The 10,845-nt window shown below is 60.0% G+C and carries 8 protein-coding genes; 2 read left to right on the forward strand and 6 right to left on the reverse strand.

Features of this window, described 5'->3' with window-relative positions; all coding sequences use genetic code 11:
- The first annotated feature begins 715 nt into the window (after window positions 1-715).
- Window positions 716-1,900 (forward strand): cytochrome P450, encoded by a 1,185-nt coding sequence (locus LQG66_RS17645; RefSeq protein WP_231327454.1) that lies wholly within the window; start codon window positions 716-718, stop codon window positions 1,898-1,900.
- Window positions 1,901-2,003: 103 nt separating this feature from the next.
- Here the strand turns inward: LQG66_RS17645 and LQG66_RS17650 are convergent, their stop codons facing one another.
- From LQG66_RS17650 to LQG66_RS17670, 6 genes are all read right to left on the reverse strand, one after another.
- Window positions 2,004-2,663, reverse strand: a complete 660-nt coding sequence (locus LQG66_RS17650; protein WP_231327455.1) for a hypothetical protein — start codon at window positions 2,661-2,663, stop codon at window positions 2,004-2,006.
- 18 nt (window positions 2,664-2,681) lie between these two features.
- A complete protein-coding gene (locus tag LQG66_RS37415) occupies window positions 2,682-2,915 on the reverse strand; it encodes an HNH endonuclease signature motif containing protein (RefSeq protein WP_425601319.1) in 234 nt (77 codons plus the stop codon).
- Between the two features lie 521 nt (window positions 2,916-3,436).
- On the reverse strand, window positions 3,437-3,733 hold the full coding sequence (locus LQG66_RS17655; protein ID WP_231327456.1) for a hypothetical protein: 297 nt from the start codon (window positions 3,731-3,733) through the stop codon (window positions 3,437-3,439).
- 1,723 nt (window positions 3,734-5,456) lie between these two features.
- Window positions 5,457-6,110: a zinc ribbon domain-containing protein gene (locus LQG66_RS17660; protein ID WP_231327457.1), complete on the reverse strand. Its 654-nt coding sequence runs from the start codon at window positions 6,108-6,110 to the stop codon at window positions 5,457-5,459.
- A gap of 558 nt (window positions 6,111-6,668) precedes the next feature.
- On the reverse strand, window positions 6,669-6,932 hold the full coding sequence (locus LQG66_RS17665) for a hypothetical protein (protein ID WP_231327458.1): 264 nt from the start codon (window positions 6,930-6,932) through the stop codon (window positions 6,669-6,671).
- A 140-nt stretch (window positions 6,933-7,072) separates the two neighbouring features.
- Window positions 7,073-9,199, reverse strand: a complete 2,127-nt coding sequence (locus LQG66_RS17670; RefSeq protein ID WP_231327459.1) for an ATP-binding cassette domain-containing protein — start codon at window positions 9,197-9,199, stop codon at window positions 7,073-7,075.
- 24 nt (window positions 9,200-9,223) lie between these two features.
- Here LQG66_RS17670 and LQG66_RS17675 point away from each other — a divergent pair, with 24 nt between their 5' ends.
- Window positions 9,224-10,801 (forward strand): HlyD family type I secretion periplasmic adaptor subunit, encoded by a 1,578-nt coding sequence (locus LQG66_RS17675; RefSeq protein ID WP_231327460.1) that lies wholly within the window; start codon window positions 9,224-9,226, stop codon window positions 10,799-10,801.
- The last annotated feature ends 44 nt before the right edge of the window (window positions 10,802-10,845 follow it).

Here is a 10,845-nt window from a genome sequence, read left to right on the forward strand (position 1 = left end):
ATGATCAGCTTGCGATCGATTTCGGCGTCGACCCGTCGCTGCGTGACGTCGACGGGTGAGACCTGCAGGGGATCAGACATGCCGCCGGGCCGCGGCTGCCGGTGCCCAATAGGCGCTTGCCGGAAAACGTCCGCGAACCGTGTTGGATCAGGATGAGCGGGCGAGGCAAACGTCGTGAGGGGGCCCTTGTTCTCTCCTGCCCTGAGACTCGAAGCCGGCCAGAACAACAACGTGGCTACGACGGTGGTCACACCAGGTCTGATTGACATCATCATTCTCCTCTCGCGGTGACATTGCGAACACGCGCATGCAGTGGGATAGGAGAAACCGGCTACGCGACGATTTCGCCCGCGATGACATCGCGCTACCGCTGAAACCGATACGACGGCGTTGTGCCCCGGAAACAGATCCGCGAAGACCTCAAGCCGCCATCTGCGATGACGCCGGTGCGAGGGGGGAGAGGTGGTCGGAGCGGAACGACTTCAAGACGGAGACACGATCGGGATCGTTCTCCCCTGCGCCGGTCTCCGGTCGCGCATTTGGTGCACTGCCACCGTAAACCGCGGAATCGCACATCGCGGAACTGGCGAGGTCAGACCTTGGTCAGAAGAGACGCCTGTCCTTGCTCGGGGCATCGGACCAGCATTGACTGCTTCGTCCCTGCCACTATCCTCAGGCACGACACGCGCTGGCCCGCATCCAACAGGAGCGCCTCATGCCGACCGCGAGCTTGGCTCCCCTGGACGAGACCATCGAGATCGCGGAGCTGACGCGCGATCCCTATCCGATCTACCAGCGCCTGCGGCGCGAAGCTCCCGTCTTGCGGGTCAAGTCGGTGGGCCGGACGTTCCTCACCAAGGCGGCTGATACCAAATACGTGAAGGACAATGCGGCTCTGTTCTCGTCCAACGATCCGAACACGCCGATGAAGCGCGCCTTCCTCGCGCATACGCTGATGCGCAAGGATCACGACGAGCACCGGGCCGAGCGCATGGCGATGATGCCGGCCCTGATGCCGAAGACGATCGAAGCCGTCTGGGAGCCGCTCTACACGAAATTCGCCGCTGACTATCTCGACCGGCTGCCGCGCGGCGAGGTGGTCGATCTCTTCCCTGCGCTTGCCGGCCCGCTGGCCGCGCGCATCCTCGCGCATGTGATGGGCATTCCCAATGCCAGCGATGCCGACATGCAGCGCTGGTCGCAGGCCCTGATCGACGGCGCCGGAAATTTCGGCTGGACGCCAGGGCCGTTCGACGCGACCGACCTTGCGAACGCGGAGATGGACCGCTGCATCCGCGCCAATATGGAGCGCGTGCGCACTGAACCGGATTCGTCCGCGCTCTCCTTCATGGTGAACGCGAAGACCCCGATTGCGGACAGCCAGATCATCGCCAACATCAAGATCGCGATCGGCGGCGGCATCAACGAGCCGCGCGACGCGCTCCTGACGATCCTCTACGGCCTCCTGACCAACCCGGAGCAGCTTGCCGCCGTGCGCGCAGAGGACAAGTGGCGCTCCGCCTTCGAGGAAGGGGTGCGCTGGGTGGCGCCGATCCAGGCGAGCTCACGCCTCGTGATGGTGGACACCGAGATCCGCGGCTGCCTGATCCCGAAGGGCGACACCGTGATGACGATCCAGGCCTCGGCGAACCGCGACGAGGACCTCTTCGACGACGGCGAGACCTACAACGCGCTGCGCGACCCCAATCCCCACCAGGCCTTCGGCAACGGCCCACACCATTGCGCCGGCGCCCACCTCTCCCGCCGCACCGTCGGCGCCATCCTGCTGCCGATGCTGTTCGAGCGATTTCCGAGGATGACCCTGCCGGATGCGGCCAGCGTGCGGTGGCATGGATTTGGATTCAGGGGGCCGCTGAATTTGCCGATGAGGTTGCAGTAGGATGAGGTTCTGTTGCGTATCGGACTATTGCAATCGACTCGGTCGCAGCTTGATGGGGGCACGCTCCCAACGGCGACTAATTACCTGCAGTAAAGCCCTCGCGCTAGGAGGGTGCCGGCCCTTTGCCAAACCTGATGTCCCGTCGCTCACGTACATCCATAAACTTCTCAAGCCCGGGATACGGGCGCTCCAGCTCTTTCTCCTCCCGACTATACTGCGGGCTGAACGTATGAATTTTGAGGTCCATTGTCGGACCACTTGAAACCAAAAGCCTACCTTCCTCCAACCGATAACTCGGCATCAAATCCTTCCTGACCCGATCACAAACCAAATTTGCCGCCCGAGTGAGTTCAAGAAGCAAATCCTGTACTAGATCGACGTGATGATCGTATTGTTTTGACAACTTCGAGTACAGCTGCGGATTCCATTCCTCAATCTGGTAAAATTTTCGAGTGTATACGTGGTCCGACGAACTCGTTTCCGTATGCTTATGAAAAACATTGCAAAAATCGTTAGCCACGCGAAGGAAATTAGAGAACGCACTCTCTAACTCTGTGTAGCACTCTGGCCAAACGCGACTGAGGAGCCACTTGCTAAGTTGCGTCAATTGCCGATCTATTGATTGATCGATCGAAGGCTGACCGCCACCAAGAACAAAACTCGTCCAAGCATGCCAATGATCCAAATTGGCGGCCTTCTCCCACTTATCAACTATATCAGCATAGTACTCATCGTCCTTTTGCTTCTTGGCATCAAATCCCAACTGCTAACTAACCCACTTTTAATGGACCGATTTCATATCGAGAAGGTACTGAACTGTGTACTTTCCCTCTTGCGCATCTATTATTTTATGATGATTACGACAAAGAAGGATCACGTTTTTGTAGCTATCGCGCTGGTCCAGTGACATTAATGAAGACCCTCGAGGACCTTCGTCGCTCTCTGCCACTATATGACAATTTTCTCCAACTAGCGTTGGATCGTCCGCTTGAGTCTCATCCTGATAAAGATCCATCTTACAATTAGGAAATGAGCATCGCCCTGCGGCTCACCCCCAAAGCATCTTCAGTGTCTTGACGGAGATGGACATGAGATGAAATTGGCACCATCATTAAGGTTAGGCACGTGCTGGCATAGGAGTCGAACGGAGCACAGCAGAAGGCGCACCCTTGCATGATCCATCCCGAACTGAGTAGCCCAAGATTATAGCTTTTCAATCGCTCAACTCAGTTCTCAACCTCAATTATATCGATGCCCTCCCGGCGTAGGATGCCAGCCAGCCAACCAGCCTCCAGTTGGATAACGGGAACCGCGACACTCAATTTAGTGCCCGGGAATGACTTTGCATATCGCTTCAGCTGTCCAGCCGCCTCGCCCAGAGCAGAGCTTGACCCCTTAGCCTTGCATTCAATCAATTCATCAGTCGTCAAGTCGAAAATATCGACAACTCCACCAGAGCAGCGAGGTTGACGACGAATCTGGTGGCCAAGCGCAATACGGGCTCGGGCCAAAGGTGTCTCCACCCTTATCATCTCATCACCAGCCCCCCTGCGTCTGGCGCAGTGATTTAACGCTTAGTTTGAGGGCCTTCTCAAGTTCAAACTTCAATTCAAGAGCTGACCGGAGCCAACCATCGTCTCCTTCTTCTTGAGCAGCAGAGACTTGTCCGTTCACCAACGCTATCGCCTGCTCAACCATCAAATCTGTCGCGTGACCGCTTCGCGCATACTGCAAGATCGTCATCACAAGTCGATTCTCGTGCGAGACATCGACCAATAGCTTGGCTTTCCGAAGAACGGTCTCCCTCCCCGCGGTCATTTTGGCTGATTGCATCACCTAGCTCGCCTGAAGAGACATCAAAACCCGACTCCGCAGCCCGAACACTAAACTGAGTAGCCATCATCCGCCAATGACCGAGAAGCCCTGCTTCCGGCCATCAAAACTCAAAATCGAGTTGATCCGATGATTGCCGCTGACTTAAGGGGCGCCACGATCCACGCGTTGCACTGCAGACGCGCTCGTGCCGCCCATTGCACCACCGCCAATACACTCGGACAAACGTACTCTTTTGGGCCCCTGCCATGCTCAATGGTTTGCCTCCTTTCTGCTGAGCGGGCGCACAGCCCACCGGCCACCCCAGGAACGCATGGGGTCGGCGCAATCAGCCTCCGAGGAACGATTCGGACTGCAGAAAGTCCGCCGATGACGACTACGGACCAATCAGACTGATTTTGGCCAAAGCGGCAATGCGCAGTCCACCGAATCCTCCAAAACATTCGTGAGATTCCGGTCGGCATAGAGGAGTTACTAGCCTCATACGAGACTACCAAAACAGTAGGAATGGCGGCGCTCTAGCGGCGATTTACGCCAACTTGATGATTACTGTATCCAGATGCCGATGGCGGAGGCAAGCAGGCCCAGCCACCAGGGAGAGTACTGGAAATCGCGACGCTTGCGGTCTATCCACCGCAGCTCCTGCCGCACTGCAACTCGCGCGATTGCTCCTATCGGTCGAGAGTTTCAACCCGAAGACTCTTAGTAGCGACGATCAGCTGACATTGGTAGTGCCGCGTCAGCACCAATTTCATCGCTCCCCGCGCCGGCCGAGAAACGCTAGAATGCTCACGTCATGACGTCTTAGTCGAGGGCCACAGTGGGCGGCATTTGAGTTGGAGTGGGCAAGAGCTTGGTTGTCGATGACGCCGGCGGAGACGTTCCACGCATTCTTGGAATCTCCTTTGCAGTTTCCGCACACCTGCCAGATCTGCTTTTGATCCTTGACTCTACGTTAGCTATTGCGATTTGCAGGGCACCTATCGTCGCAACGTCGCCCGGTGAGCCATTCGAACGCGACCGCTCGTCTTCGAGCTGCCCGGTCAGGCTCCGCAGATGACCCGAGAGGGACGCTTGTATAGCTGGCGCCCACCCGCAGTCTGCGATTACTGTACTCACTACACTTCCATCCCCTCCCAAGCGCATTCCACCTCCAGAAAACTGAGGACCTGCCTGCATGGGAGCTGGCGAATCACGCTGACTAGGCGTTTGGGTGCTCGCTTCAGCAATCGACTTCACACTTCGGGCAATCCGCACAACGAACGTGTGACTCGGATATTGCTCGGCGAGCATGTCGAGAACACGAAGCCGCTCCGGCTCATTCGAGATCGCCTGCGCTGCGATCACAAGTTGCGCCACCTGATGCTTTTCACTCGCGACCCGCGTAGCCTCCATCGTTTGCACCTGCGGCCTTTGAAAAAAGTAAAATACGACCAGCGCCATGCAGACGAGCGAAATGAAGTTGGCTAGCTGCAGAGCAAAACTACGACGAGCAAAGCGGATATCAAGTCGCAGCTTTTCGAGCTCTAACTCTTCCTTAGAAGATAAAGTAGGCGCCACAATCGGACCTTCCGACATACCTCCCCCCCTGCTCCCCCACCTCCGAACACAACAAAAAACGTCACTGTCAAGACGCTGATGGCGTCAGAAACGCTTCCTCACCGGTTAATCAGTCCAGCGGACAAGACAATGCGGAAAGATCGCCGCAACCATCTTCATGACGTCAATTGCCGCTCACTTTAACCTCTACAGCTTGCTTGATATTAAGGTCATATTTGCAGACGACCGTACTGTGCACCATCGCACCGAATCCATTTTGGAACTGGGCTTCCTTCTCGACCAGGGTCACAATGCCGCTCTTCACGTAGTTGTCTCCCTTGTAGAACGTGCTGAAAGCGAGGAATGGAAATTTTGGTTCGCCGAACTTTGCAAGCTTCTGTGCCTCGATCTTGCATGACGCCTGACCGAACGAAATGTCTCGGAAGTTATTCACGAGATCAGCATTGTCTGAACATCGGCGCCAATCTGATTTGCAAGAAGGATTGGCACTCTCTTTTTCGTCGTCGCGACCTCCCATGATCGCGCCGATACCGATAAAAACGAGCAAGAGCACGAAAACACTGGCGCATCCTCGGTTGGCCTTCTTGGGTAACGGGCGTTCGGCCCCGTGAGCAGATTCGCTCTTGAGCCATCGCTGAGCACGTGCGGCAGTCAGTGGATCGGACGACGGATATTCAGCGATCGGCTGGCCGCATTGCGGGCAGGCGGCTGCGCGGTCGCTCACACGAGCGCCGCACTCAGGACACTCAATAAGAGCCATAGCTGCCCCGTTCATAAACAGATATGAATCGCCGTAGCCGTCCTTTGGCGGCTCCACATGCCCACCCCCTCCGTGAGTTGCTCAACTTAGACGGGCTCCCTCACTCCGGCAAGTCGAATGCCAATTCCGGGGATTTGATCCACGACAATTGATCAGTAGCGAGCTTTTCGGTCTGTTTTTTTGTCACGCCAAACGAAATGTGGATCGGCCTGTCCAGCTTAGCAAGATTACTATTTCTTTTTTCCGGAAATTGTGTTATGTACTTCGCCGTCTCGCGCTCACTGAAGGGGCGTTTCGCGATCGTCACGGACCGTGGAGCGTGGGATGCGGTGGCCGCTTTGGGCTCGCAGTGCGCGTTTCGCGTGCGGACGAACGAACCCGAGGCGGACGGTCAAGACGTGTGGTCCCGACACCCCGACGCTGGTGTCTTGGTCGGCGACATCCCGATGACGGGGGCAAGCAAGCCCGGTCCCCTGGGAGAGCACGGAGCAGCCGTTAAGCCCGCCGCGCAGGGAAGGCCGGATGTTCGGCCAAGCCTGTGGTGACTGCCGCCTGCTTTTTTTCTGCAGGCGGGCCATGGGTGCGGCCTGCACCCGGCCTTCCCTGCGCCCTTCTCTATGAAGGGGGCCCCGAAGAGCAAAGCTCGGACGCGAAAACGCGCCGCGAGGCTGCGAAGCCGCGCCGCCAGGCCAGAGATAAGAGGAAGCGCCGGGAATGGCGCTCCCTAGGGAAGAGGGAAAAGCCGCCAAGACCGGTCTCGAGCTGGAGCGTCGTTCCCTCCTCCGACATCCGGCGTACGACGCGATCGAGCGACGATTGGCCGATATTGAAGACAATCTTGCCGGCCAGGAATGTTTGTTCCGGCGTGAAGCGCCTCATTCGCGACCTCCGAGACAAACCGCCTCAGTCTGGCGCGTGGTGCTTGCGACCGGATAACGCAGCGCGCGATTTGACGCGAAGGGGTTAACAAGCTGGTGAGCCGTCGGACCGCTCTACCCACTTCGCTCTGCCGAGGCGCGTCAGGCAGCCGCGCCGGACATGCGCTTCAACACCTCGCCTTTCGGCCCGTCGGCGACGACCTTGCCGCCGTCCAGCCAGATCAGGCGATCGACCAGTTGCAGCACCGGCGCGCGATGGGTCGCGACGATCAGCGTCCGGTCGCCGATGAATTTTCCGATGTTCTTGACCAGCCGCGCCTCGAGCATCGTGTCCATCGACGCGGTCGGCTCGTCGAGCAGCAGCACCTTGGGATCAGAGAGCAGGATTCGCGCCAGCGCCACCGACTGGCGCTCGCCGCCGGACAGCCGCTCGCCACGAGGGCCGACGTTCATGCCGAAGCCCTGCGGATGCGTCGCTGCGAAATCGGCGATTCCGGTCAGCTTCATGACCTCATGAAAATGCTCCGGATCGACCTGCTGCTGGCCCAGCATCAGGTTTCTCATCAGGGTGTCCTCGACGATACCCGGGCCCTGGCCCATATAGCCCAGCGCTTTGCGGAGCTCCGACGGCTCATACTGGCGCACCTCGAACCCGTCGAGCAGGATCGAGCCGCGATCAGGCTCGGCGAACCTGGCGATCAGCCGCAGCAGCGTCGACTTTCCCGACCCCGACCGGCCGACGATGGCCACGCGCTCGCCCGGCTTGATCGTCGTGGTCAGATTGTCGATCTGCCGCGTGCTCTGGCCTGGATAGGAGAAGGCAACGCTCTGCAGGCGCAACGCGCATTGCGCGGGCTGATGCAGCGCGCCGCTTTCGTCGCCGGCGGTCTCGCTCTGATGTCGGGTTTCGTTCGCCAGCGACCTCAGCAGCGCGCGACTCTGCAACGTCCGATGCAAGACCGCAATCAGCTGACCGATCGGACTGATGACGCGTCCGATCAAGAGCGAGCAGGTGGAGAGACCGCCGATCGTCATGTCTCCGGCGGAGACCTCATAGACGCCGATCACCAGCACGACCGCGACCATCATCTGCCCGATCGTGACGTTCGCATAGGCCGCGAACCCCTGATACAGCCGCGACACATGGGTCGAATAGGCGTACTCGTCGAAGATCCGCTCGAAGCGGTTCAGGACGCGGAGCTCGGTCCGAGTCGACTTGATCGTCTCGAGCACCTCCACCGCTTCATTCAGGCGATTGGTCTGAAGCTGCATCAATGTGGTCGAGCGCTTCTGCTCGGCCTCGGAGCCGAGGCTCGTCCAGTGATGCAGCGCTGCCAGCGCGCCGATGCCCAGCAACGGCGCCAGCACGACCGCACCACCGTTCAGCCAGAGCAGCGTGAAGACGATCAACAGGAAGGGAACGTCGATCAGCACGCCGGTGACGAGCTGCGGGATCAGCTGCGTCATTGCATCGAGATTGCGCAAGCGGAGCGTAATCGCGCCGGACGAGCGCGGCGCCTCGCCCATTTTCGCCTGCAGCAGCCGCCTGATGACCGAGCCCTGAATGGCGGCGCTGGCCGAGCTCGAAAGCGAATCCTGGATCTTCATGCGAACCCAGCGAACGGCGAGGTCCGCCAGCAACGCCATGGTGACGCCAATCGAAATCGCCCACAACGTGTCGAACGCGGAGTGCGGGATCACCCGATCGAATACCAGGCCCGAATAGACCGGCAGCGCCAGCAGCATCAGGTTCGAAAAAGCCGCCGCGACCAGAAGTTCGATCAGCATCTTGCGATGCCGGCCGGTCATGAACGCGAGGATTCCGCGAACCGGATCGCTGCTCTCCGAAGACGCCGGCTCCGCCACGGTCTCGACGGGATTGTCCGGCGGCACGATGCCGCGCGGCCGCACCAGAAACAGCGTGCCGGCCTCTTCGGCCGCGAGCGCATCCTTGTCGATCGAATAGTTCCGGCTGCCGTGCTGGGCAATGAATTCACGACCGCGACGCGCGAGGAGCATGCGCCCCATGCCCTCGTTGGTCAGCATGACCGCGGGAAGATCTTCTGCCGAAAGCGAGGCCACCAGGCGGTTTTCGAACACGACGTCGATGCCGTTGGTCGCGGCGAACGAGATCAGCGTCTCAGGGCTGTCGATGTCATCAGTTGCACTCGCGCCGGCGCGTACCGGCTCGCCGCGCTGGCGATCCCAGATCGAGGCGATCTCCGCCAGAAGCCTCGCAAGGTGATCCGGCGGGGGCAGCTGCGACACGTCGAGCCGCTCCGGATCGGGTCGTTGCGCAAGGCCGATTGTTGCAAGGCGCCCGACCGCCGCGTCGACGACCGCGGCGTGACGCTCAGACTTGATGCTGCTCTGGAACATGGGATCTGCAATGCACCCGCAAGGCGGAAGGACTCTCGTACTAATTCATTAGCCTTAATTGTTCGTGCACCGCTTTCGGTTTATGTGAATCAGCTCATCCGGACCGAGACGGCATTGCATCCCCTCCGCGCCCATCAGATCCCTGCAGGTGTTGAAACGGCGGCACTGCGTTCGCCTGCCATCGATGCGAGTACTTCTGCCACAGGGCAACTGGCAGTATTTCCTCGCCGCATCGATCGCATCGCCACCGAGGCCCAGGGGCGCTTCGTTGTGATCGTCGGGTTGTGCACGCTTGCAGCGTTGCTCTGGTCGGCGATCGTCCAGATCGACAAGGTGACGCGCGGTTCGGGGCGCATCGTCACCCAGCAGATGAAGCAGGAGGTGCAGCATCTCGAAGGCGGCATCATCGCCGAGATCATGGTCAAGCCGGGCGACCGGGTGGTCACGGGCCAGCCGCTGATGCGCGTGGAGAACAGCTTCTTCAAATCGGAGCTGGCGCAGGCTGCGATCGAGCAGGCCGCGAAGCGAATCCGCCTGAAAAGACTGGGGGCGGAGACCACCGGGGCGAGCGAGGTGTCGTTTCCGCCGGCGGCCCTGAATATCAGCCAGCAGGTGATCGACAACGAGCTATCACTGTTTCAACGCCGTCGCGCCAACCTGAACGAGCAGCTCTCGATCGTCACCCAGCAGCAGCGGCAAAAGGAGATCGAGCTGTCGGAGCTACGCTCACGCCTGCCTTCCGTCACCCGCGAGCGGCAGATCTCCGACGAGCGCCTGGCGTCCTTGCGCAAGCTCACCGCCGCAGGCGCAGCCTCGAACAATGAGCAGCTCGAAGCCGAGCGGGTGCTGCAGCAGGCGGTCGCACGCCTCTCCGACCTTGCACACGAGATCCCGCGCGCGGAAGCCGCGTTGTCGGAGCTCGAGAAGCGCAAAGCCGAGGTCACCTCCCGCTTCCAGGCCGACGCCGAAAAGGAACGGGCACAGACATCGACGGAGCTGGAGAAGCTCACCAAGAGCATCGAGGCGCTGCAGGACCGCATGAGCCGGTCCGACGTCAGCGCACCCGTCAGCGGCATCATCAACAAGCTGAACGTGACAACTATCGGCGGCGTGGTCAAACCCGGAGAGCCGCTCGCCGAAATCGTTCCGTCGGATGGCTTGATCGATGTCGAGATGAAGCTTTCGCCGGCCGACCGCGCCGATGTCTGGCCGGGCCAGCGCGCAATCGTCAAGATCAGTGCCTACGAGTTCTCCGTCTATGGCGGATTGAGTGCGCGGGTTTCCGACATTTCACCCGACGCGCATCAGGACGAGCGCGGCGTACCCTATTTCAAGGTGCGCCTCGAAGCCGACGCGGCAGCGCTGGGGCCGGACCATCCGGTGCTGCCGGGCATGCTGGCCGACGTCGATGTCATCGGACACCGACAGAGCGTGCTCGGCGCCCTGCTGCGGCCGCTGCGCCGGATCAAGGACAACGCGCTGAGGCAATAGCGGCAAGCCGTCGAGTGCCGGCTCGGCGCCGGCAACATCGTCTC

This window comes from Bradyrhizobium ontarionense, assembly GCF_021088345.1.
GTDB classification, from domain to species: domain Bacteria; phylum Pseudomonadota; class Alphaproteobacteria; order Rhizobiales; family Xanthobacteraceae; genus Bradyrhizobium; species Bradyrhizobium ontarionense.